The sequence below is a fragment of the Streptomyces sp. NPDC020801 genome (assembly GCF_044334385.1).
GTDB lineage: Bacteria > Actinomycetota > Actinomycetes > Streptomycetales > Streptomycetaceae > Streptomyces.
The window spans coordinates 136,457-158,741 of the sequence record NZ_JBIRST010000016.1; the positions used below are offsets into that span (position 1 = coordinate 136,457).

A 22,285-nucleotide genomic window follows, 5' to 3' on the forward strand; every position below is an offset into this window, starting at 1 on the left:
ATATGACGAGCGTGTGTCACACCCACGCCACCGGTCAACGCGGCCGTAACACGAACGACGCCGTCACCCTCGTGCTTTCGGCCGCACTTTGCTCGTGCGACACCCACGCAACCGCCTCGCACCGGCAGTGTCGGGTCAGGAATCGGCCAAGGGCAAAGACTTGCCCAACACCCGCGAACACATCCGCCGCGAGCAATTGCCCCGTCCGGCCGACCTGATTGCTCCAAATGCCCGACACGGCAATCGGACCTATCGTGCTGTCATGGAGCACGATCTGAGTCCCGCGACCCTCGCCGAGCTGCGCCGTCCGCGCAGCTATCCCGCGGTGTCCGTGCTGACGCCGACGCACCGCCGGGAGCCCGACAACACCCAGGACCGGGTCCGGCTGCGCAATGCCGTGGCCGAGGCCAAGAAACAGCTGGAGACCGACCCGGCGGTCAGCCGGGAGCGGCGCGCCGATGTCGTACGGCAGCTCGACCAGGCCCTCACCGAGGTGGATCTGGCCCACGCCGAGGAAGGACTGCTGATCCTCGCAGCGCCCGGTGAGCACCAGGTGTGGTCACTGGGCCGCACCGTACCGGAGCGCGTGGTGCTCTCGGACACCTTCCTCACCCGCAACCTCGTCTCGGCGCACACCGCCGAGCGCCCGTTCTGGGTCCTGTCGGTCGCCGCCGACCGCGTGACCCTGTGGAGCGGCGGCGCCGACCGCGTCACCGAGGAGCGCACCGGCGGCTTCCCGCTCACCAGGGATCTCGCCGAGAACTTCGACGCGGAGCGCCAGGAGCGGATCGGCGACCAGCCGAGCACCTTCCGCGACGAGCGCGCCCGGCAGTTCCTGCGGGAGGCCGACGCGGCGATGAGCGCGGTCCTGCGCGAACATCCGCGTCCGGTGTACCTCACCGGCGGCCCGGAGGCGCTGGCCGCCCTCGACGAGATCGGTGGTGTCGCCAAGTGCGCGGTGCACGTCCAGCACGTCGGCCTCGCGCACAGCACGCCAGAGGCCGTGTGGCGCGCGATCCTTCCGATGCAGGAGGCGGAGGCGGCCAAGGACACCGCCGCCGTGCTCCGGGAGCTGGAGGGGGCCCGCGGGCGCCGCGCGTTCGCGGCCGGTGTCGACGAGGTGTGGCGCAGCGCGCGGGAGGGCCGGGTCCGGCTGCTGGCCGTCGAGGAGAACTACCGGGTGACGGTGCGCAACGAAGCCGCCGACCACCTGGTCCCCGCCGAGGGCGGCGGCCTCGAGGTCCGCGAGGACATCGTGGACGAGATCGTCGAGCAGTGCCTGGAGACCGGGGCCGAGGTCCGCTTCGTCCCGGACGGCACCCTGGACGAGGCGCAGCGCATCGCCGGGGTGCTGCGCTACTGACGGCGCCCTCGAGCCCTCCTCGCCGGCGTGTCTACGCTACGGCGGTACCGTCGGCGAGGAGGGAGTGCGCACGTGGGTGACCTGCTGGGCGTGGCCGTGCTGGGTGCCGGGCACATGGGGGCCGATCACATACGGCGCCTGGACCGGGTGGTGAGCGGGGCCAGGGTGGCCGCGGTGGCCGACCCCGACACGGACCGGGCGAAGGCGGCCGTCGGCGGCATCGAGGGCGTCTCGGTGCACGACGAGGCGGTGGCAGCGCTGCACGCGCCGGGTGTGGAGGCGGCTCTGATCGCCTCGCCGGGTCCCGCGCACGAGGAGGCGCTGCTCGCGGCCTTCGCGCGCGGGCTGCCGGTGCTGTGCGAGAAACCGATGGTGCCCGACTCGGCCGGAGCGCTGCGCGTGGTGGAGGCGGAGGCGCGGCTCGGGCGGCGGCTGGCGCAGATCGGGTTCATGCGGCGCTACGACGCCGAGTACCTGAGGCTGAAGTCCCTGCTGGACAGCGGGCGGTTGGGGCGGCCACTGATGCTGCACTGCACGCACCGCAACGTCTCCTCCCCGCCGCACTTCACCAGCGCCATGCTGATCAACAGCTCGGCGTCGCACGAGATCGACGCAGCCCGCTGGCTGCTCGGACAGGAGCTGACCGCGGTGACCGTGCTGCGCCCGGCGCCCTCCCCGGGCGCCCCCGACGGACTGCTGGACCCTCAGTTCGTGCTCTTCGAGACCGAGCGGGGCGCCCTGGTGGACGTGGAGGTCTTCGTCAACTGCGGCTTCGGCTACCAGGTGCGCTGCGAGGCGGTCTGCGAGGCGGGCAGCGCACGGATCGGCGACGGGCACACGATGGTCGTCACCGCGCGGGCCAGCGCGCGCGAGGAGGTGCCGCAGGACTACCTCGTGCGCTTCGCCGACGCCTACGACCGCGAGGTGCAGGCCTGGGTCGACGCCACCCGGCGGGGACGGGTCACCGGCCCGGGCGTGTGGGACGGCTACGCCGCCTCGGTCGTCGCCGAGGCCGGGGTGCGGTCGCTGGAGAACGGCGGGCGGGTGACGGTCGCCCTCGCCCCTCGCCCCGCCCTGTACGCGCAAGGACGGCCGGCGACGGCCGACGGCCCCTGAGGGCCGCTCCGCTCACACCGTGCCGAACAGGGCGTTCAGTCCGCGGTCGACGGCCGCGCCGACGTCCTCCTGGCCGGCCGCGACCACGGCGTAGGTCCGCAGCAGGAAGCGGCGCAGGGCCGGGGTGTCGAACCGGAGCAGGGCCATGCCGGACGGCGAGTGCAGCTCGAGCACGGTACGGGAGTCGCCGCACGGCCACAGGTGGACGTCCCCTGCCCCGGCCGGCTGCGCCAGCCCCTCCTCCAGCAGGGTGCGGGAGAAGGTCCACGAGACGTCGCTCCCGTCCAGGGATGCCTCGGGCGGGAAGTCCACGTGCACGGCCAGCGGGTCCGCGGAGAGGTAGCGGAGCGTGGCCGGTACGGGGCGTTCTTGCTCGTCCGCGGTGATCAGACGGGCGCGGGCGGGCTGTTCGAGGGTGATGTCCATGGTCGGTCTCCCCAGCGGGTCGGAGGTCGGCCGGTTCTGCCGTGTGTTCTTAGGAGCCCGCAGGAGCCGTTTGCATTACGCCTGACCGCCCATCAATTGCTGTGAGCTGCGTCACTCCCCCAGTCGGGTGCATCCGGGGGGCGGGCGCAGGGGAACAAAAGGCCGTCGAACGCGCGATTGAACGACGGGCACATCTTCTCGACGGTCCGTCAAATCGCGTATGCCCGCTACGACTTGCCCCACCCGGCCGACTAGGCGAAAACACCGCAGAGTCACGCCGGGAAGACTGTGGCATATGCCAGATGCACCACCGTATCGTGTGTTGCCAAATCCCTTACGGGCCGTCGCCGGCTGTGCAACAGTCGTAACGGTCCCCCGCCGCCTTGGCCGTACCGTCCCGCATCGGAGTGCGTCATGCCGTCCCACCTCTCCGCGGACCGCCCACCCGCCCAGCCGCCAGGGCGCGGCACGGTCGACGCCCTGATCACGCAGGCGCGCCGGCTCAAGGGCGAGGTGGACGCCGTGCGGCGGGAGGCAGAGGGCGACGGGTCGGATCCGCAGGGCCGGTGGGAACGCGCGCTGTGCGACCTGGCGCTGCATCAACTCAGCGATCTGGACGAGCACTTGGCCCAGCTGCGGGACGGGCCCCCGCCGGTGCCCGTGGCCCCCGACGCGGTGACCGCCGCCAAAGCCCCTCCCGCCGCTCCGGCCGGGGCGCCGCACGGCTCACTGCTCAGCCGGGTGGGCAGCGCGGAGTGGAACCTGCTGACGGACGAGGCCGGCTGGTCCGGTGAGCTCTACCAGATCCTCGGCCGCGACCCGGCCGCCCCCGCACTCACCCTCGACGAACTGCCCTCCCTGGTGTTCGACGAGGACCGGCCCCGGCTGACCGCGATGGTCACCGACTGCCTGGTCGACGCCAAGCCCGTCGACGGGGAGTTCCGCATCGTGCGGCCCGACGGAGCCGTCCGCACGGTGCACATGATGGGCGAGCCCGTGCTCGACACCGACGGCGGCACCGCCTCCATGTGGGCGGTGCTGCGGGACGTCAGCGAACTGCGCCGCAGCCAGTCGGCGGTGCGCGAGACCCGTGACTCACTGCACCACCACCAGCACCTCGCGCAGACCGAGCGGCGGCTCGCGGTCGAGCTGCAGGAGGCCGTGCTGCCGTGGCGGGGGTCCCTGCGGCTCCCACGCCGGGGCGGCCCGGCGCTCGACCTCGCGGCGCACTACCTGCCCGCCTCGTCCGGCCCGCTGATCGGGGGCGACTGGTACGACGCGCTGGAACTGCCCGGCGGCGACACCCTGCTCAGCGTCGGCGACCTCACCGGACACGGGCCCGGCGCGACCTCGGCCATGGCGATGCTGCTGGGCGCCCTGCGCGGCATGGCGATGACCGGCACCGGGCCCGGCCGGCTGATGGGCTGGCTGAACCAGCTGCTGGACGCCACCGTCCAGCCGGCCCTGGGCAGCGCCGTCTGCTGCCGCTACCGGCCCGCCACCCGCACCCTGGTGTGGGCGCAGGCCGGACACCCCGCTCCGCTGCTGTTCCGCAGCGGAACGGGGCGCGCGCTGGACGCACCCGAGGGCGTCCTGCTCGGCGCCACCTCGGGAGCCGCCTACGGGCAGGCCGAGGAGACCCTCGACGTGGGCGACCTGCTCCTGCTCTACACCCACCAACTGGTGCTGCGGCAATGGGAGTCCCCCCGCTCGAGCGAAGCCGGGAGTGGGGGCGGAAGGGCCGCCGTGAACCGTCTGCTCGACCTGGCCCCGCGGTTCGGCGAGGCGCGTGGTGCGCAGGACTGCGTACGCGCGGTCGTGGAGGAGTTCGGCACGGCCGGGCGCGAGGACGATGCCTGTGTGCTGGTCGCCAGGGTGACGTCGTAGCCGACGAGGGAGGCGACGGACGAGCCAGCCGGCGGGGGAAGGCCAACCCCCGGACGACCCAACTCGAACGGACTCCCGGACGGCGGAACGCGAAACCCGATCCCGGACGGCGGGAAGCGCCGGCCTCTACGCCGGTGCGCTGTCCGCGCCCTTACCCTTCGCCTTGGGCAGGGCCAGCCGGATCTCCTCCCGCAAATCGTGGATCCTGGGGTAGGTGGCGTACTCGGCGGTGAGCCGGTACATCTGGCGCAGGCGGTCCCAGGTGCGGTGGGAGGAGTTGGACCCCATCGACACCAGGGCCAGTCGCGCGTACCGGTCGGCCTGTTCGGGGTCGTCCGCGATGAAGCAGGCGGAGGCCATCGACAGGAAGTCGAAGATCTTCGACCGCTGCCGGCCGTCGTTGCGCAGGGCCAGGGCCTTCTCCGCGTAGTACCGCGCGTGCACGGCCGCGTCGGGCTCGTGCTCCGCCAGGGTGCGGTAGGCCAGGGCCTGCATGCCGTACAGGTCCTCCTCCTTGAAGGTCTGCATCCAGCTCGGCGGCGGTACGTCGCTCTTGTCGGAGACGAAGAGGTCCTCCGCCTGCCCGAGGGTGCGGCGCATGGCCTGGCCCTTGCCCATCGACGCCTGAGCCCAGGCCTCGATGGTGTAGAGCATCGCCCTGGTGCGCGGCAGCACCTCGTCGCCCGAGCCGGACTGGGCGAGCTTCATCAGGTCCAGGGCGTCGTCGGGCCGGCCCAGGTGCACCATCTGGCGCGCCGCGCGGGACAGCGCCTCGCCGGCCCGGGGCCGGTCGCCACCCTCACGCGCGGCATGGGCGGCGATGACGAAGTACTTCTGGGCCGTGGGTTCCAGGCCGACGTCGTGCGACATCCAGCCCGCGAGGACGGCGAGGTTGGCGGCGACGCCCCACAGGCGCCGCTGGAGGTGGGGCGGGTGACGGTAGGCGAGCATGCCGCCCACCTCGTTGAGCTGGCCGACCACCGCCTTTCGCTGCAGGCCGCCGCCGCGGGCCGCGTCCCAGGCCCGGAACACCTCCACCGAGCGTTCCAGTTCCTCGATCTCCTGTGACCCGACGGGGGCGGCCTCGTAGCGGTCGAACCCGGCGGGGTCGGCGTGCAGGGGCTTGTCGAGGTCGGGGGCATCGGCCCTGAGTGTCGGATCGGTCTGCAGCCAGTCGTGCATGGCGCCGCTGAGTGCGGATCCCGCGGTGAGCGCGGCGCCCGCGCCCACCAAGCCGCGTCGGTTGAGCATGAGGTCCATTCCCGTGAATTCGGTGAGGACCGCGGCGGTTCGCTCGGGCGCCCACGGCACTCCGTCGGGATGTTCCGCACTCCCGTCGCCCTGCCGTTTCCCCGTACGCCCGTGCCGTACCAGACCGAGGTCCTCGATGGTCACGACACGGCCGAGACGCTCGGTGAACAGGGCCGCCAGCACCCGTGGCACGGGATCGCGCGGGATCTCTCCCATGTCGATCCAACGCCGCACCCGGGAGGTGTCGGTCGCCAGCTGGGGGTGGCCCATGGCCGCCGCCTGCCGGTTGACCAGCCTCGCGAGCTCTCCCTTGGACCAGCCGGCCAGGCCGAACAGGTCCGCGAGACGGGTGTTGGGTTGTCCTGTCACGTCAAGCCCCCAGGTACTCGGCTGAGTTGACAGTAGACCCGGTGAGAGTTGCCGGGCGACTATTCGCCAGGGTTCGCCAGGGTGCGCCAGATGGTGTGCCAGTGGGCAACGGGTGTCAGGTAGGAACGCGCCACCCCGACCCGGTCGCCGAGGGACATTCCCCAGGGTGCACCCGGGCGTCCGGGCCGGGCAGCGCGCTTCAAGCAGCAGGCACACGAAGGGATCTGTCTCGCCCATGTACGCAGCATCGTCCTCCGTGTCCGCCCCGCCCCGGTCGCTGCGCCCCCGTCCGGGCGCCGGCGGCCCCTACCTCGACCCCGCGCGTCCGGCGGCCCCTGTGCTCGGTGCGGGCCGGACGCGGCGCCCCGCGGGGCTCGGCACGCAACCGCTCAGCGGGAGAATCGACTTGTCCGGCCCTCAGGGCGCCCAGCTGCGCGCGGCGCTCGCCTCGGTGCACCGGATCTGTCCGGAGTTCGCTCCGGTGCAGGTGCTGCGCCGCAGTGGACGCTCCGTGCTCCTGGTCGGCACGACCGGGCGCAGCACCGCCGTCGCCAAGTGCTTACTGGACCAGTCCCCCGCATGGGCGGAGCGCTACCGGCACGAAATAGCCGTTTACCGCTCGTTCGTCCGGCACCGGCCGCCGGTCCGGGTGCCCCGGCTGATCGCGGCGGACCCGGACAACTGCACCCTGGTGATCGAGCGCATGCCGGGCCGGGTGGCCGCGCTCCAGCGGCATCCGCTGGAGACCCCGCCACGGGCGGACATCAGGGCGGCCCTCGGCGCGATCTGCCGGCTGAACGCCTGGCGGCCGCCGGCGGGCACCTTCGACGCCCCGCTGGACTACGCGGCCCGCATCTCCCGCTACCACGAGCTGGGGCTGCTCACCGACCGGGACATGGGCGACCTGCAGAAGCTGCTGCACGGCATCGCGCACGCGGCGGGCCGGCAGGGGATGGGCCAGTTCTGCCACGGCGACGCGCTGCTCGCGAACGTCCTGCTCTCACCGGCCGGTCCAGTGCTGGTGGACTGGGAGCACGCGGGCTGGTACCTGCCGGGCTACGACCTGGCCACGCTGTGGTCGGTGCTCGGGGACGCGCCGGTGGCCCGGCGCCAGATCAGTCAGCTCGCCCAGACGGCCGGCCCGGCCGCGCGGGACGCGTTCCTGGTGAACCTGATGCTCGTACTGACCCGTGAGATCCGCACCTACGAGACGGCCGTGCAGCGCTCGATGCACGATACGGCCCCGGCGGCACCGGGCACGGCCCACCCGGGTGCTGCGCCGTCCGGCGAGGAACAGCGGCTGCTGCTGCGGCGGCTGCACGACGACTGCCAGCTGGCCCGGCGGGCCGTGCGTGCGGCGGTCGGCACTCGCTGACGGGGACGACGGTCCGCGGCACGCCCGCTCAAGGGGGCGCACCGCGGACCTTTGTCGTGTCCCGCTTTCGGCCCGCACCCCTCCCGCTTTCGGAGCACCGCTCGCCGCGCCCATTGGTGTACGCCACTGACGCCCCGCAGGCCTTGGAGCCGCCGCGACGAAACACGCCGGGACCCCGCTTGACATGGGAAATCTCCTCGCTGCGCGCATGATTGACGGATCGTCGGCAAGCCGGTACCACTGACCCGGGCCGGCCCCGCACACCCCGCCACGCCCGAGCGCCCAGGAGGCTGCATTGCGAGGATCCGCCACCGACCCCAGACCGACGCCGGGCCGCAGACGCGTGCGCACGACGGCGGGTGCCGTCGCCTCGGCGGCGCTGCTGCTGCCGCTGCTGGGCGCCGCCCCGTCCGCGGGCGCGGTCACGTCCGCCGCCGCTGACGACACCGGTCGGCTGCAGCGGGCGTTCGCCGCCGCTGCCGCCGAGTACCACGTGCCGCTCAGCGTCCTGCTGGGCGTTTCCTATCTGCAGTCCCGCTGGGACGGGCACGGCGGCGCCCCGAGCACGACCGGCGGCTACGGCCCGATGCACCTCACCGACGCGCACACCGCGCTCAGCCGGGCGCCGCACCACAGCGAGGGCGCCGAGGACCCGCGCGGCGACACCGCCCGCGCCGCACTGCGCCCCGATGCGCAGGTGCCGGCGGACTCCGTGCTGCCCGCCCGGCTGAAGACGCTGACCAAGGCGGCCGGACTGACCGGGATGCCCGCCGAGCGGTTGCGCACCGACTCGGCCGCGAACGTGGCGGGCGGTGCGGCCCTGCTGGCCGCCGCGCAGAAGAAGCTCGGCGCGCCGCTGAGCGAGGACCCGGCCGAGTGGTACGGCGCGGTGGCCCAGTTCTCCGGCGCGGACGACAGCGCGACCGCGGCGGCGTACGCGAACGACGTCTACGACGTGATCCGCTCCGGCGAGCAGCGCACCACGGACGCCGGGCAGCGGATGGTCCTGACGGCGCTGCCCCGCCTCGCCCCCGACCTCGCCCAGCTGGCGCGGACGGGCCTGCGGGACGTCTCCTCGGCCGGTACGGAATGCCCGGCCGCAGTGTCCTGCGAGTGGATCCCGGCGCCGTACCAGGAGTTCGGGAACAACGACTACGGCAACCACGACCTCGGCGACCGGCCGGCCTCGCAGAGCATCCGGTACATCGTCGTCCACGACACCGAGGGCAGCTGGGACGGTGTCATCAACCTGGTCCAGGACCCCACCTACGTGTCGTGGAACTACACGCTGCGCTCCACTGACGGGCACATCGCCCAGCACGTGAAGGCGAAGGACGTGGCCTGGCACGCGGGGAACTGGTACGTCAACGCCGAGTCGATCGGCCTGGAGCACGAGGGCTTCCTGGCCTCTCCGGACGCCTGGTACACGGAGGCGATGTACCGCTCCTCGGCGCGGCTGGTGAAGTACCTCGCCGAGAAGTACCGCGTCCCGCTGGACCGGCAGCACATCCTGGGCCACGACACGGTGCCGGGCCCGACCACCGCGACCATTCCCGGGATGCACACCGACCCCGGTCCCTACTGGGACTGGCGGCACTACTTCGAGCTGCTGGGCCGTCCCTTCGAGGCCACCGCCGGCAAGAACGGCGGGCTGGTGACGATCCGCCCCGACTACTCCGCCAACCGGCCGGCCTACACGGGCTGCGCCGACGGCGGCCGGCCGTGCGCGGCGCACGGGTCCAGCGAGGTGCGGCTGTACTCGCAGCCGGACACCTCCTCGCCGCTGATCAAGGACATCGGCCTGAGGCCGGACGGCGGCGACTCGACGATCGACGTGAACGACGTGGGCTCGCGGGTGGAGACCGGACAGCAGTACGCGGTCGCCGGGCGGCAGGGCGACTGGACGGCGATCTGGTACCTGGGCCAGAAGGCATGGTTCAAGAACCCGGCGAAGCAGCCCACCGCGGTGGACGCCATCGGTTCCGTGGTGACACCGAAGGCCGGGATGGACAGCGTGCCGGTGTACGGACGCGCGTACCCGGAGAAGGACGCCTATCCGGCGGGCGTGCCCGCGCAGCCGGTGTCGCCGCTGCCGTACAAGCTGCTCGCGGGCCAGAAGTACGTGGTGGGGGACGCGTTGCCGGGTGAGTACTACTACTCGGTCACCTTCACCACCGACTCGCACCGGGTGGTGACCGGCAAGGACCACTACTACGAGATCCAGTTCGGCCACCGGGTGGCGTTCGTGCGGGCCGCGGACGTACGGGTGCTGCCGTCGGGCCCGTAGCGGTTCGCAGGACGAAGGGCCGGTCCGGGCGGGCCGGCCCTTCGTGCGCGTACGCCGCCGGTCAGCCCTGTTGGAACAGTTCGGCCGGCAGCGGCTTGAGCAGGGTGTACAGGTCGTCGGTGATGGGCCGGTCCCAGGAGGCGATGGTGACCAGGACACCGTCGCTTCGGTCGAACTGCACGCAGGAGACCCGGCTCTCGGAGAGCTTCAGCCGGCGCACGATCAGGAGGTTGTCGCCCTGGAGCACCGGCATGTCCTCGGTGCCCACGACGGTGACCTCCTCGTCGTTCTCCAGGGCCAGCAGCAGCTGGGCCACCTCGAAGGGCGCCTCGCCGTCGGCGACCTCACGGGCCGGGGAGCCCTCGGGCAGATTGCCGATGATCATCGCGGTGCCGCGGCCGCCGAAGAGGTCGTAGCGCAGGAACACGCCCTGGCAGCTGCCGTCGGGCGCGGGCAGCAGCCCGGCGCCGAGATTGCCGGGCCAGTCGCCCGGGTCCATGGCCAGTACGTCGAAGTCGGGCCCGGCGGGCGTTGCGCTGCGGCGACGGAGGAACGACATGCGGCCATGGTACGTGTCCCGGCCTGCTGCGCGACGTGCGGGCGACCACCGACCGGGGGGATGCGGCCCCCGGAGCCGGCAGCCTTCGGCGCCGCGGTCCGCTCTCCGCCGCCCGCCGGAGCCGATGCCCCCACGGCACCTGCGGATGCCCACCTGCCTGCCGAGGCCGCCCGCCGGGACGGCCGCCGGGACGGTCGGCTCGCGGCGGATCCCCGGGCGGGGACGGGACCGGCGTGTCGGCCGCGGGCCTGCCCCTTTCCGGCGACCGAGGTGGCCGAGGGGGCGCCTCGCTCCTCCGGGGGCGAGGGTGGCACCACCGCGACGGGGCTCGCGGCGTGCAGCAGTACCGCCTGGGTGACGGAGCCCATCATGCGGGCCGGGGCCAGCAGGCGTCGGCGGTGGCGGCCCACCACGACCAGGTCGGCGTCCTTGGAGGCGGCCACCAGGTGGCCTGCCGCGTCGCCGGGCGCCACGTACGCCTCGGCCCGTACCTCGGGGTGCCGGGCGCGGTGCGGGGCGAGGAAGCCCTCGGCCAGTTTGCGCATCTCGCTCTCCACGGCCTGCTGCTCGATCACCGGCGGGGCGAACTCACCCGGCGCCACCCAGGTCCGGGCCGGCCATGGGTAGGCGGCGACCGCCTGGAGCCGGGCGCCGCGCCGGGCGGCCTCTCCGAAGGCGAAGGCGAGGGTGGCCTCGCCGGGGCTGTCGACGTGCAGCCCGACGACCACCCGGGGTCCGGGCCCGCCCGGGTTCTCGCCGTGGACCTCGCGGCCGGGCCGGGGCACGACGACGACCGGGCACTCCGCGTCGCGGGCGACGGCGAGGCCGTTGGAGCCGAGCAGCAGACTCGCGAAGCCTCCGCGGCCCCGGGAGCCGAGCACCAGCAGCTGGGCGGCGGAGCCCAGTTCGGGCAGCAGGGCCCCGGGCAGGCCGTCCAGGCCCACGTACTCCACGTCCGTCCGGTCGGTGCGCCCTTCGACATGGCCGCGTGCCTGGTCGAGCACCTCGTCGCCGCCTTCGGGCGGGCCGGCGACCAGCACGTCGGGCTGGGCCCAGGCGGCGTACTGCCGCACATGGACCACCCGCAGCGGCGCACGGCGCCGCCGGGCTGCGTCGAGGGCCCAGTCCAGGGCGCGCAGGCTGTCGTCGGAGCCGTCGACCGCGGCGACGACCGGTGGGGGGCTCATGGGTTCCTCACCTCCGGGTGGCGACCTTTCCCCGCCGGGAGCCGGCCTCGCTGGGGCCTGGGCCCCGGCAGGGCCTCCATGGTCGCGTGTCCGGAAAAGGGCGGCGAACACCCCCGGATCGGCGTGGCGCTCAGGTGAGGTCGAACTCCCCCTCCCGGGCGCCCGACACGAACGCGCCCCATTCCGCGGGCGTGAAGATCAGGGAGGGACTTTCCGCGCGGCCGCTGTTGCGCATCGCGATGAATCCCTCGACAAAGGCGATCTGGACATCCCCCAGGCCACGGCTGCTGGACTGCCACTCGGCGTTGCTGAGATCCAGCTCCGGCTTGTCCCATCCCGCAAGGGGGTGCTGCTGGATAGTGCTCTCGGCCACGTCCGTGCTCCTCCCGAATCGTCGTCCGCGGGCCAGCCTAGCGATCGTGTCCGGGTGCCAACAGGCCACATGAGGAGGACCTTTCAGGAGTCGGGCCGCTCGCTTCCCACGAGCCACATGGAGAAGAACTGGGACCCGCCGCCATAGGCGTGCCCGAGCACCCTGCGCGCTCCCTCCACCTGGTGTTCTCCGGCCTGGCCGCGCACCTGGAGGGCCGCCTCCGCGAAGCGGATCATGCCGGAGGCGCCGATCGGGTTGGTGGACAGCACCCCGCCCGACATGTTGACGGGCAGGTCCCCGTCGAGCTCGGTCACCCCGGACTCGGTGAGCTTCCACCCTTCGCCCTCCTCGGCGAAGCCGAGGTTCTCCAGCCACATGGGCTCGTACCAGGAGAACGGCACGTACATCTCGACGGCGTCGATGTCCCGGCGGGGGTCGGTGACGCCCGCCTGGCGGTAGACGTCGGCGGCGCAGTCCCGGCCGGCCCGCGGGGAGACGAAGTCCTTGCCGGCGAAGAGCGTCGGCTCGCTGCGCATGGCGCCGCCGAGCATCCAGGCGGGCGGCCGGGGCGCACGGGCCGCGCCCGCGCGGCCGGTGAGGACCATGGCGCAGGCGCCGTCGGAGGACGGGCAGGTCTCCGAGTAGCGGATCGGGTCCCACAGCATGGGCGAGGCCTGGACCTTCTCCAGGGTGATGTCGTGCTCGTGGAGGTGGGCGAAGGGGTTCTTCAGCGCGTTGCGCCGGTCCTTGTACGCCACCAGCGAGCCCACGGTGCCGGGCGCGCCGCTGCGCCGCATGTAGGCGCGCACGTGCGGGGCGAAGAACCCGCCCGCGCCGGCGAGCAGGGGCTGCTGGAAGGGGATGGGCAGCGACAGTCCCCACATGGCGTTGGACTCGGACTGCTTTTCGAAGGCGACGGTGAGGACGGTGCCGTGGAGACGGGCCGCCACGAGGCCCGCGGCGACGAGCGCCGTGGAGCCGCCGACCGAGCCGGCCGTGTGCACCCGGAGCATGGGCTTGCCGACCGCGCCGAGGGCGTCGGCGAGGTACAGCTCCGGCATCATCACGCCCTCGAAGAAGTCGGGCGCCTTGCCGATGACCACGGCGTCGATGTCCGCCCAGGTCAGCTCGGCGTCGCTGAGCGCGCGCCCGGCGGCCTCCCGGACGAGCCCCGCGATCGACACGTCCCGGCGCGCCGCCACGTGCCTGGTCTGGCCGATCCCCACGACGGCCACGGGTTCCTTGCTCATCGGGGATCCCCTTCCAGTACGGCGACCAGGTTCTGCTGCAGGCAGGGGCCGGACGTGGCGTGGGCGAGGGCGCGGTCGGACTCGCCGCGGTGGATGCGGGCGGCCGCCTCGCCGATCCGGACGAGCCCGGCCGCCATGATCGGATTGGCGGTGAGGGCCCCGCCGGAGGGGTTGACACGCACGGTGTCGTCCAGCCGCAGCGCCTTGCGCAGCACGACCTCCTGGGCGGTGAACGGCGCGTGCAACTCGGCGGTGTCCACGGGCCGTTCGAAGGCGCCCGCCCTATCCGCCGCCAGCCGGGTGGACGGTGAGTCGGTCAGGTCGCGCACCCCGAGCCCGTGCGCCTCGATGCGGTGGTCGATGCCCCGGATCCAGGCGGGCCGCGCGCACAGCCTCCTGGCACGCTCCCCCGCCGCCAGGATCACGGCGGCGGCTCCGTCGCCGATGGGCGGGCAGTCCCCGGTGCGCAGGGGCCGTACGACGTAGTCGCCCCGTGGCACCGGACCGCGCACCTGCGCATGGGTGTTGCCGGCCGCGTCGGCCCGGCTGCGCGCGCCCACGGCGGCCAGTGCGGGCTCGTCGGTCTCGCCGGCGTCGATGAGGGCCTGGGCCTGCAGGGCGGCGAGGGCCACGGAGTCCGGCCACAGCGGGGCGACGTAGTAGGGGTCGAGCTGCCGGGTCAGGACGTCGCGCACCGAGCCCGGCGAGGACTTGCCGTACGCGTACACCAGCGCGGTGTCCGCGTCCCCGGTGAGCAGCTTCGTCCATGCCTCGTACAGCGCCCAGGCGCCGTCGGTCTCGACGTGCGACTCGGAGATCGGCGGCCAGGCGCCCACCCCGTCCAGGGCCATGGTGAAGGAGAAGGCGCGGCCGGCGAGGTAGTCACTGGAGCCGGAGCAGGTGAAGCCGATGTCGGCGGTCCGCAGGCCGGTCTGTTCGAGCACCTGGTGCAGGACCGGCATCAGCATCTCCACTTCGGAGAGCTCGTCGGTGGTGCGCCGGTGGTCGGTCTGCGCGAAGGCGACGACGGCGATGTCACGGGGCCCCAAGCCCTCCTGGCCGGTCACAGCAGCTCCTTGTAGGTGTCGTAGTCCGCGTCGGGCTCGCCGGTCGGCCGGTAGTGGTCGGGGTGGCGGCCCCCGGCCGTCCACACCGGTTCCACGCGCAGGCCCATGCGCACCCGGTCGTAGGGGATGCCGCCGATCCGGCCGTGCAGTGCCAGGTCCGCGCCGTCCAGGGCGATGTGGGCGTAGACGTAGGGCACCGCGATGTCCAGGTTCTTCGCCTTGATGTTGACGATGCAGAAGGTGGTGACGGTGCCGGCCGGGCCCACCTCGACCTGCTCGGCGGTGGGGACGCCGCAGGTGGGGCAGGCGCCGCGCGGGGGAACGTACACCTTGCGGCAGGACGGGCAGCGCTCGCCGACGGTCCGGTGCTCGGCCAGGGCGTTGATGTACGCGCTCTGGGCGCGGCCGGGCGAGTAGGTGTAGTCGAGTCGTGCGGGGGCGACGATGCCGGTGACCCGGTCCTCGAACTCGCCGGTGTGATGGCCGGGCCGGGCGCCGTCTCCGTCGTACGGCTCGAAGCAGGCGATGTCCGTGATGGCGCCGGTGCGGTCGGCGGCCCAGCGGATCCGGACCCGCATTCCGGTGTGCACGGATTCGGGGGTGGGGGCGTCGAGGGCGTGGAGCAGGGCGGTGCCGGCGCCGTCGAGGCGTACCAGGACCCAGGCGAACGGTTTGCCGAGGGGCTGGCCGCGGCGGGGGGCGGGGTTCCAGGCCCAGGTGGTGACCGTGCCGGTGGGGGCGACCTCCACGAGATCGCGGATCTCCTCGGAGGTGACGGGGTCGTACTCGACGGGCGGGACGAGGGTGCGGCCGTCGCCGGTCCGCACCCCGAGGACCACCCGCTCGCGCAGACCGGTCAGGAAGGCGCTCTGCACCGGGCCGAGGGAGCGGGTGAAGGGGAACTCGACGACGAGGGGGGCCTTGAGGACTTCGGGCATGCCGGGGTGCTCCTTCGGTGGGTCAGGCGCGCTTGTACAAGGGGGTGCGCTTCTCCGCGAAGGCGCGGGCGCCCTCCTTGGCGTCGGCGGTGCCGAAGACGGGCCGGCCGCGCTCGAGTTCGGCGGCGAGTCCGTCCGTCTCCGTCAGCTCGGCGGTCTCGTACACGGACGCCTTGACGGCCTCGACGGCGAGCGGGCCGCAGGCGTTGATCTGCTCGGCGATCTCCAGGGCCTTCGCGAGCGCCGTGCCGTCGGGCACGACATGGCCGATCAGCCCGATGCCGGCGGCCTCGTGGGCGCTGTAAGGGCGGCCGGTGAGAAGCATCTCCAGGGCGTGGGTGCGCGGAATCTGGCGTGGCAGCCTGACCGTGGAGCCGCCGATCGGGAAGAGTCCCCGCCTGACCTCGAACAGGCCGAAGGTCGCGGACCCGCCCGCGACCCGGATGTCGGTGCCCTGGAGGATCTCCGTGCCGCCCGCGACGCAGTGACCCTCCACTGCGGCGATCACCGGCTTGCGCGGGCGGTGGTGGCGCAGCATCGCCTTCCAGTGCAGGTCCGGGTCGGCCTTCAGCCGGTCGCGGTACCCCTGCCCCGCCATGCCGTCTCCGGCCAGGGCCTTCAGGTCCATGCCGGCACAGAACGCGCCGCCCGCGCCGGTGAGGACGACCGAGCGGACGGCGTCGTCCTCGTCGGCCGCCAGCCAGCCGTCGTAGAGGCCGACGAGCATGGGGAGCGAGAGCGCGTTCTTGGCTTCGGGCCTGTTGAGCGTGAGCACCAGTGTGGCGCCTTCGCGCCGCACGGTGAGGTGTTCCGTCCCACTCATAGCGGTCTCCCGTCTGCAGGAACGAGAACAGGTTGCAGGAGCCGGGAAGCCACTTCAAGGGTTTTCTGACAGTCAGTCAGATTTCTGCTGCGCGGCCCCTTCACACTTGCGGCGCCCTTTGCTCTGATGACCGGCGAGCCGACGGATGCCAGGTGCCAGGCATGCCCGTACGCCCCGGGGTCAGGAGGAGCGGTGGAGTACAACCTTGCCGACCTGTTCGAGTCGGTCGCCGACGTGGTTCCGGACCGCGAGGCCCTCGTGTACGCCGACCACCCGGGCACCGGCGCGGAGCGCCGCCTGACCTACGCGGAGCTGGACGCGGCCGCGAACCGCATCGGCCGCCATCTGGCCGACAGCGGGATCCGCCCGGGCGAGCATCTCGGGCTGCACCTCTACAACGGGGTGGAGTACCTGCAGACCGTGCTCGGCTGCCTGAAGGCACGGATCGTGCCGGTGAACGTCAACTATCGTTATGTCGAAGAGGAGTTGGTGTACCTCTACCGGGACGCGGACCTGGTGGCGCTGGTCTTCGACGCGGAGTTCACCGACCGGGTGGCGGCGGCGCTGCCCCGGGTGGAGGGGCTGCGGCACCTGCTGCGGGTGGGCGGCGCACAGCCGGGGGCCCGCGAGCTCCCCGCGATCGCCTTCACGGACGCCGAGGCGGCGGGTCCGCCCGGGCGCGACTTCCCGGCGCGGTCGGGCGACGACCAGTTCATCATCTACACCGGCGGCACGACCGGGATGCCCAAGGGCGTGATGTGGCGGCAGGAGGACCTGTTCTTCTCCGGGCTGGGCGGCGGCGCGCCGACCGGCGAGCCGGTGAAGCAGCCGGAGGAGCTCGCCGAACGCGTCGCGGCCGGCGGCGCGGGCATCACCTTCTTCCCCACTCCCCCGTTGATGCACGGCACCTCGACCCTCACCGCCTTCATCGGCTTCGACTTCGGGCAACGCGTCGTACTGCACCGCAAGTTCGTCCCCGAGGAGGTGCTGCGGACGATCGAGAAGGAGAGGGTCACCAGCGTCTCACTGGTGGGCGACGCGATGCTGCGGCCGCTGATCGACGCGCTCGCCGGGCCGATGAAGGGCACGGACTGCTCGTCACTGTTCAGCGTCTCCTCGTCCGGAGCCATCATGTCGGAGACGGTCCGGCAGCAGTTCCGGGCGCTGGTGCCGAACGCCGTGCTGCTGAACAACTTCGGCTCCTCGGAGTCCGGCTTCAACGGCACGGCGACGGAGGACTCCGGACCCGGGCGCGGCTTCCGTATCCGTATGAACTCCCGTACGCGGGTGGTCGATCCGGCCACCCGCGAGCCGGTCGCGCCCGGCGAGGTGGGCCGGGTCGCACAGTGCGGCCACGTACCGCTCGGCTACTACAACGACCCCGGCAAGACCGCCGAGACGTTCTTCGAGAAGGACGGCGAACGCTGGGTGCTGCTCGGCGACATGGCGACCGTCGACGGGGAAGGCGTGGTCACCGTCCTCGGCCGCGGCTCGCAGTGCATCAACACCGGCGGCGAGAAGGTGTACCCGGAGGAGGTCGAGCAGGCCCTCAAATCCCACCCCGACGTCTACGACGCCCTGGTGGCCGGTGTCCCGGATGCGACGTGGGGCAACCATGTGGCCGCCGTCGTGCAGTTGCGCGAGGGCGCCCCGCGGCCGTCCCTGCAGGACGTCCAGACCCACTGCCGTGCCCACCTGGCCGGCTACAAGATCCCGCGCCAGCTGGTGATCGCGGACTCCATCCGGCGCTCCCCCAGCGGCAAGGCGGACTACCGGTGGGCGCGGGAGGTGGCGGTGGCGGCGGACCGCTGAGCTCGGGACGTGCGGGGCGTGCACCCGGCGCGTAATCGGACCGGCGGCCGGCCGGGCGGCGGTCGGTGCCGGCCGGCACCGCCGGCGCCGCGGATGGGCGGCGGGAGAACGGGCGGCGCAGGCCCGGGCCCCCAGGTGCGTGCGGGTGAGGAGGGGCCTGCCGCCCGCCCGCACGGTCCGCGGGTCGAATCCCCCGACCGGCACACCACGCCCCTCCGGCACCTGCCCACGGATGCGCGGACCAGGCGGGTCACTGCGCCCGCGGCAGAGCTGCCCCGCGGTGACGGGGCCGCCGGCACAGCAGACCCTGCGATCACTGTGCCGACGGCACAGCGGCCCCGGTGAAGAAGGCGGCGACGCGCCGCACGAACCAGTCCGGGTCGTCCAGCCACGGATAGTGCCCGGCACCGGGCTGCACTGCGAACTCGGCGTGGCGGAAGGTCTCGGCGGCGCGGCGGGCGAGGCCGGGGCGGGGTCCTCCGTCGAGTTCGCCGGCGAGGACGAGCACCGGGGCGGTCAGCTCGGCGAGTGCGGCACGTGTCGCGACCGGGTCGAACGCCGCCTCGGCGAAGTAGCGGTCCGCGGCCGCCTCGTTGGTCTGCTCCTCGTCGGCCCCGGCGTGGGCGCGGGCGGCTGCGTCCCAGCGCCCGTAGAAGAAGGGGGCGAGCTCGGGGCCGTACCCGCCGGTCCCCGCCAGCCATGCCTCCAGCGCCGGGTACGCCTTCTCGAACCACGGCTCCCGGCTGCGCATCCGGGCGGCGGCCAGGCGGTCCTCGGCCGTCGCACGCAGGCCGAGCGGGCGCACGGCGGCGGTGATCAGCGCGAGCCGCGCCACCCGCCGGGGACGGCGGGCGGCGTACAGCACTGCGAGGCTGCCGCCCGCCGAGTGCCCGAGCACCTCCATCCGCTCCAGGCCCAGGTGTGCGCGCAGCGCCTCCACGTCGTCCACCTGCCGGTCGCAGCGGTACGTCGACGCGTCCGCGGGTAACGCGGAGTCGCCCGTGCCGCGCAGGTCGAGCAGGACGAGCCGGCGGTGGGCGGTGAGCCCGCCCAGGTCCCCCAGGTAGGCGGAGGCCCGCATCGGCCCTCCGGGCAGGACGACGAGCGGATCGCCCTGCCCGCGCAGGTGGTAGGCGAGCTCGGTTCCGTCGGGCGCGGTGAAGATCGGCACGGCGTCGATCCTGGCCGGGCGGGGCGACGGCTGCCAGGGAATTTCTCCGCCGGAGTCTTGTCTGCGGCCGGACGGCCTGGATAACTGATCTCCGGCATCTCGACCGAATGATCGGTCGACCGTATTGTTGTGGTGGGCGAGGGAGACTCCCGGATGGCGGATGCGACGGAGCTGCTGGACTCGGGTGAACGGCTGGGCACCGAGGCACTGCGGGCGCTGCAGCTGGAGCGGCTGCGGGCCTCGCTGCGGCGCGCGTACGAGAACGTGCCCTTCTACCGGGCCTCCTTCGACAAGGCCGGGGTGGGCCCCGACGACTGCCACTCGCTCGCCGATCTGGCCCGCTTCCCCTTCACCACCAAGGCGGACCTGCGCGAGAACTACCCCTACGGGATGTTCGCCGTGCCCCGGGACCGCATCCGCCGCATCCACGCCTCCAGCGGCACCACCGGACGCCCCACAGTGGTCGGCTACACCGACGGCGACGTGTCCCTGTGGGCGGACATGGTGGCCCGCTCGCTGCGCGCGGCCGGCGCGCGGCCCGGTGACACGGTCCACGTGGCGTACGGCTACGGGCTGTTCACCGGCGGCCTGGGCGCCCACTACGGCGCGGAACGGCTGGGCTGTACGGTCGTCCCCGCCTCCGGCGGCATGACGGCCCGCCAGGTGCAGCTGATCCAGGACCTGGCGCCCCGGATCATCATGGTGACACCCTCCTACATGCTCACCCTCCTGGACGAGTTCGAGCGCCAGGGCGTGGACCCGCGCGGGACCTCGCTGCGCGTCGGCGTCTTCGGCGCGGAGCCGTGGACCGAGGAGATGCGGCGGGAGATCGAGGAGCGGTTCGGGATCGACGCGGTCGACATATACGGACTGTCGGAGGTGATCGGGCCCGGGGTCGCGCAGGAATTCGTGGACACCAAGGACGGCCTGCACATCTGGGAGGACCACTTCTTCCCGGAGGTGGTCGACCCGATCACGGGCGAGGTGCTGCCCGAGGGCGAGGAGGGGGAGCTGGTGTTCACCTCGCTCACCAAGGAGGCCATGCCGGTGATCCGCTACCGGACCCGTGACCTGACCCGGCTGCTGCCGGGCACGGCCCGTGCCTTCCGCCGGATGGAGAAGGTCACCGGCCGCAGCGACGACATGGTGATCCTGCGCGGGGTGAACCTCTTCCCCACCCAGATCGAGGAGATCGTCCTGCGCACCCCGGGCGCCGCCCCCCACTTCCAGCTCCGCCTCACCCGAGAGGGCCGCCTGGACGCCCTCACCGTCCGCGCCGAGGCCCGCCCGGACGCCACCGCCGAGGCACGGGCGGCGGCCGCGGGGACGATCGCGAGGGCGGTCAAGGACGGCATCGGCGTGTCGGTCACGGTCGAGATCGTGGAGCCGGAGTCCCTGGAGCGCTCGGTCGGCAAGATCAGGCGGATCGTGGACCTGCGCTCCTGACCTGCACACGGTTCTGCGGGGGTCCTGGACCCGGACGGGCGCCCGCCGCCGGATGCGTCGCTACTGCCCCGCGTACCGGTCCCGCAGTTCCCGCTTCAGGATCTTTCCGCTGGCGTTGCGGGGCAACTGCTCCACGAACAGCACCCGCTTGGGCGCCTTGAAGTGGGGCAGCCTCTCGCGGGCGTGGGCGATGAGGGCCTCCTGGGTGACCTCGCCGCGCGGGACGACGACTGCCGTGATCGCCTCGATCCACTTCTCGTCGGGCAGGCCGATCACGGCGGCCTCGGCGACCTCGGGGTGGGTGTAGAGCGCGTCCTCGACCTGGCGGGAGGCGACCAGGACGCCCCCGGAGTTGATGACGTCCTTCACCCGGTCGACGATCGTGAAGTAGCCGTGGGCGTCCCGGACCGCGAGATCGCCCGAGTGGAACCAGCCGTCGCGGAAGGCTTCGGCGGTCTCCTCGGGCTTGTCCCAGTAGCCCTCGCACAACTGCGGTGAGCGGTAGACGATTTCGCCGGGGGTGCCGTCGGGGACGTCCTTGCCGTCCTCGTCGACCACGCGGGCGTCCACGAACAGCACCGGGCGTCCGCAGGAGTCCATCCGGCCCTTGTGCTCGTCGGGGGCCAGGACGGTGGCCAGGGGGCCGATCTCGCTCTGGCCGAAGCAGTTGTAGAAGGCCAGCTCCGGCAGGCGTTCGCGCAGCCGCTCCAGGACCGGCACCGGCATGATCGAGGCTCCGTAGTACGCCTTGCGCAGGCCGCTCAGGTCTCGGGTGGCGAAGTCGGGGCGGTTCGACAGGCCGATCCACACGGTCGGCGGGGCGAACAGACTGTCCGCGCGGCCGGCTTCGATCAGGTCGAAGATCTTCTCGCCGTCCGGTGCGTCGAGGATGACGTTCGTCGCGCCGACCGCGAGATGGGGCAGCAGGAACACGTGCATCTGCGCCGAGTGGTAGAGCGGCAGCGAGTGGACCGGACGGTCGCCCGCGCTCAGGTCGAGGGCGGTGATGGCGCTCAGGTACTCGTGGACCAGCGCCCGGTGGGTCATCATCGCGCCCTTGGGCAGGGCGGTGGTGCCCGAGGTGTAGAGCAGCTGGACCAGGTCCTCGCCGCGCGGTTCCGGCCCGTCGTGGGGCACGGCGGCCGGCAGCCGGTCGAGCAGCGAGTCGCCGGTGTCGCGCAGCGGCAACGACCGTGTCCCGGCCGGGAGCCGGCCGGCCAGGTCCGGGTCGGCGAGGACGAGCGCACTGCCGGACTGGCCGACGATGTAGGCGAGGTCGTCGCCGGTGAGGTTGTGGTTGACCGGCACGTGCACCAGCCCGGCGCGGGCGCAGGCGAGGAAGGCGATCAGGTACGCGTCCGAGTTGTGGCCGAAGGCACCGACCCGGTCACCGGGGGCGAGGCCCTGCCCGAGCAGCACGCTCGCCGCGCGCGAGACGGCGTTGTCGAGTTCGGCGTACGTCCACGAGCGCTCTTGGTACTCGACGGCGACCCGCGCCGGCGTGCGCCGGGCGCTGCGCCGCAGCACTCCGTCGACCGTGCTCCCGTGTCCAGGCGTCATGGCACATGATCCTCGGCTCGCCGCG

Annotated in this window: 17 protein-coding genes and 1 pseudogene; 7 read left to right on the top strand and 11 right to left on the bottom strand. The window is 73.0% G+C overall.

Annotated elements, in window-relative coordinates:
* Positions 1 to 262 precede the first annotated feature (262 nt).
* The gene (locus ACH4UM_RS29025; RefSeq protein WP_398185442.1) at positions 263 to 1,363 is read left to right on the top strand and encodes a chemotaxis protein; all 1,101 of its coding nucleotides are present in this window, start codon (positions 263 to 265) and stop codon (positions 1,361 to 1,363) included.
* 72 nt (positions 1,364 to 1,435) lie between these two features.
* On the top strand, positions 1,436 to 2,479 hold the full coding sequence (locus ACH4UM_RS29030) for a Gfo/Idh/MocA family protein (RefSeq protein WP_398185445.1): 1,044 nt from the start codon (positions 1,436 to 1,438) through the stop codon (positions 2,477 to 2,479).
* A 12-nt stretch (positions 2,480 to 2,491) separates the two neighbouring features.
* On the opposite strand, the gene ACH4UM_RS29035 is transcribed toward ACH4UM_RS29030, so the two are convergent.
* Positions 2,492 to 2,905, bottom strand: coding sequence for an SsgA family sporulation/cell division regulator (locus tag ACH4UM_RS29035; RefSeq protein WP_398185448.1), 414 nt, complete (start codon positions 2,903 to 2,905; stop codon positions 2,492 to 2,494).
* 414 nt (positions 2,906 to 3,319) lie between these two features.
* Here ACH4UM_RS29035 and ACH4UM_RS29040 point away from each other — a divergent pair, with 414 nt between their 5' ends.
* A complete protein-coding gene (locus ACH4UM_RS29040; protein ID WP_398185451.1) occupies positions 3,320 to 4,792 on the top strand; it encodes a PP2C family protein-serine/threonine phosphatase in 1,473 nt (490 codons plus the stop codon).
* A 126-nt stretch (positions 4,793 to 4,918) separates the two neighbouring features.
* On the opposite strand, the gene ACH4UM_RS29045 is transcribed toward ACH4UM_RS29040, so the two are convergent.
* Positions 4,919 to 6,412, bottom strand: a complete 1,494-nt coding sequence (locus ACH4UM_RS29045; protein WP_398185454.1) for a hypothetical protein — start codon at positions 6,410 to 6,412, stop codon at positions 4,919 to 4,921.
* 235 nt (positions 6,413 to 6,647) lie between these two features.
* Between ACH4UM_RS29045 and ACH4UM_RS29050 the strand changes: the two genes are divergently transcribed.
* Together ACH4UM_RS29050 and ACH4UM_RS29055 are read left to right on the top strand one after the other, a co-directional pair.
* Positions 6,648 to 7,787, top strand: a complete 1,140-nt coding sequence (locus tag ACH4UM_RS29050; protein WP_398185457.1) for an aminoglycoside phosphotransferase family protein — start codon at positions 6,648 to 6,650, stop codon at positions 7,785 to 7,787.
* A gap of 295 nt (positions 7,788 to 8,082) precedes the next feature.
* A complete protein-coding gene (locus ACH4UM_RS29055; RefSeq protein ID WP_398185460.1) occupies positions 8,083 to 10,074 on the top strand; it encodes an N-acetylmuramoyl-L-alanine amidase in 1,992 nt (663 codons plus the stop codon).
* Positions 10,075 to 10,135: 61 nt separating this feature from the next.
* Here ACH4UM_RS29055 and ACH4UM_RS29060 read toward each other — a convergent pair whose 3' ends face one another.
* The 7 genes and pseudogenes from ACH4UM_RS29060 to ACH4UM_RS29090 form a co-directional block, all read right to left on the bottom strand.
* Positions 10,136 to 10,633: a hypothetical protein gene (locus ACH4UM_RS29060; protein WP_398185463.1), complete on the bottom strand. Its 498-nt coding sequence runs from the start codon at positions 10,631 to 10,633 to the stop codon at positions 10,136 to 10,138.
* Positions 10,634 to 10,923: 290 nt separating this feature from the next.
* Positions 10,924 to 11,820: pseudogene (locus ACH4UM_RS29065) on the bottom strand (universal stress protein); the annotation flags it as partial.
* 130 nt (positions 11,821 to 11,950) lie between these two features.
* Positions 11,951 to 12,193 (bottom strand): DUF397 domain-containing protein, encoded by a 243-nt coding sequence (locus ACH4UM_RS29070; RefSeq protein WP_398185465.1) that lies wholly within the window; start codon positions 12,191 to 12,193, stop codon positions 11,951 to 11,953.
* 83 nt (positions 12,194 to 12,276) lie between these two features.
* Positions 12,277 to 13,443 (bottom strand): thiolase domain-containing protein, encoded by a 1,167-nt coding sequence (locus ACH4UM_RS29075; protein WP_398185468.1) that lies wholly within the window; start codon positions 13,441 to 13,443, stop codon positions 12,277 to 12,279.
* On the bottom strand, positions 13,440 to 14,510 hold the full coding sequence (locus ACH4UM_RS29080) for a thiolase domain-containing protein (protein WP_398185470.1): 1,071 nt from the start codon (positions 14,508 to 14,510) through the stop codon (positions 13,440 to 13,442). The genes ACH4UM_RS29075 and ACH4UM_RS29080 overlap by 4 nt, the downstream gene beginning before the upstream one ends.
* Positions 14,507 to 15,448 carry a Zn-ribbon domain-containing OB-fold protein gene (locus tag ACH4UM_RS29085; protein WP_398185472.1) on the bottom strand — a complete coding sequence of 314 codons (942 nt, stop codon included), beginning with the start codon at positions 15,446 to 15,448 and terminating at the stop codon, positions 14,507 to 14,509. Before ACH4UM_RS29085 ends, ACH4UM_RS29080 begins: the two co-directional genes overlap by 4 nt.
* A 22-nt stretch (positions 15,449 to 15,470) precedes the next feature.
* On the bottom strand, positions 15,471 to 16,271 hold the full coding sequence (locus ACH4UM_RS29090; RefSeq protein ID WP_398185475.1) for a crotonase/enoyl-CoA hydratase family protein: 801 nt from the start codon (positions 16,269 to 16,271) through the stop codon (positions 15,471 to 15,473).
* Positions 16,272 to 16,463: 192 nt separating this feature from the next.
* Here ACH4UM_RS29090 and ACH4UM_RS29095 point away from each other — a divergent pair, with 192 nt between their 5' ends.
* Positions 16,464 to 18,083 (top strand): acyl-CoA synthetase, encoded by a 1,620-nt coding sequence (locus tag ACH4UM_RS29095; RefSeq protein WP_398185477.1) that lies wholly within the window; start codon positions 16,464 to 16,466, stop codon positions 18,081 to 18,083.
* Between the two features lie 313 nt (positions 18,084 to 18,396).
* Here the strand turns inward: ACH4UM_RS29095 and ACH4UM_RS29100 are convergent, their stop codons facing one another.
* The gene (locus ACH4UM_RS29100) at positions 18,397 to 19,254 is read right to left on the bottom strand and encodes an alpha/beta fold hydrolase (protein WP_398185479.1); all 858 of its coding nucleotides are present in this window, start codon (positions 19,252 to 19,254) and stop codon (positions 18,397 to 18,399) included.
* 153 nt (positions 19,255 to 19,407) lie between these two features.
* On the opposite strand from ACH4UM_RS29100, the gene paaK reads away from it, so the two are divergent.
* Entirely contained in the window at positions 19,408 to 20,700 is a 1,293-nt protein-coding gene (gene paaK, locus ACH4UM_RS29105) for a phenylacetate--CoA ligase PaaK (RefSeq protein ID WP_398185481.1), read from the top strand.
* 60 nt (positions 20,701 to 20,760) lie between these two features.
* On the opposite strand, the gene ACH4UM_RS29110 is transcribed toward paaK, so the two are convergent.
* Complete coding sequence (locus ACH4UM_RS29110; RefSeq protein ID WP_398185484.1) at positions 20,761 to 22,260, bottom strand: acyl-CoA synthetase; 1,500 nt, start codon at positions 22,258 to 22,260, stop codon at positions 20,761 to 20,763.
* Positions 22,261 to 22,285: the final 25 nt, after the last annotated feature.

What these genes read in the sequence shown, in the direction of transcription:
- paaK (WP_398185481.1), top strand. Translation starts at nt 19,408, where the DNA reads ATGGCGGATGCGACGGAGCTGCTGGACTCGGGTGAACGGCTGGGCACC.
- ACH4UM_RS29085 (WP_398185472.1), bottom strand. Translation starts at nt 15,448, where the DNA reads ATGCCCGAAGTCCTCAAGGCCCCCCTCGTCGTCGAGTTCCCCTTCACC.
- ACH4UM_RS29050 (WP_398185457.1), top strand. Translation starts at nt 6,648, where the DNA reads ATGTACGCAGCATCGTCCTCCGTGTCCGCCCCGCCCCGGTCGCTGCGC.
- ACH4UM_RS29035 (WP_398185448.1), bottom strand. Translation starts at nt 2,905, where the DNA reads ATGGACATCACCCTCGAACAGCCCGCCCGCGCCCGTCTGATCACCGCG.
- ACH4UM_RS29060 (WP_398185463.1), bottom strand. Translation starts at nt 10,633, where the DNA reads ATGTCGTTCCTCCGTCGCCGCAGCGCAACGCCCGCCGGGCCCGACTTC.
- ACH4UM_RS29075 (WP_398185468.1), bottom strand. Translation starts at nt 13,443, where the DNA reads ATGAGCAAGGAACCCGTGGCCGTCGTGGGGATCGGCCAGACCAGGCAC.
- ACH4UM_RS29040 (WP_398185451.1), top strand. Translation starts at nt 3,320, where the DNA reads ATGCCGTCCCACCTCTCCGCGGACCGCCCACCCGCCCAGCCGCCAGGG.
- ACH4UM_RS29090 (WP_398185475.1), bottom strand. Translation starts at nt 16,271, where the DNA reads ATGAGTGGGACGGAACACCTCACCGTGCGGCGCGAAGGCGCCACACTG.
- ACH4UM_RS29110 (WP_398185484.1), bottom strand. Translation starts at nt 22,260, where the DNA reads ATGACGCCTGGACACGGGAGCACGGTCGACGGAGTGCTGCGGCGCAGC.
- ACH4UM_RS29025 (WP_398185442.1), top strand. Translation starts at nt 263, where the DNA reads ATGGAGCACGATCTGAGTCCCGCGACCCTCGCCGAGCTGCGCCGTCCG.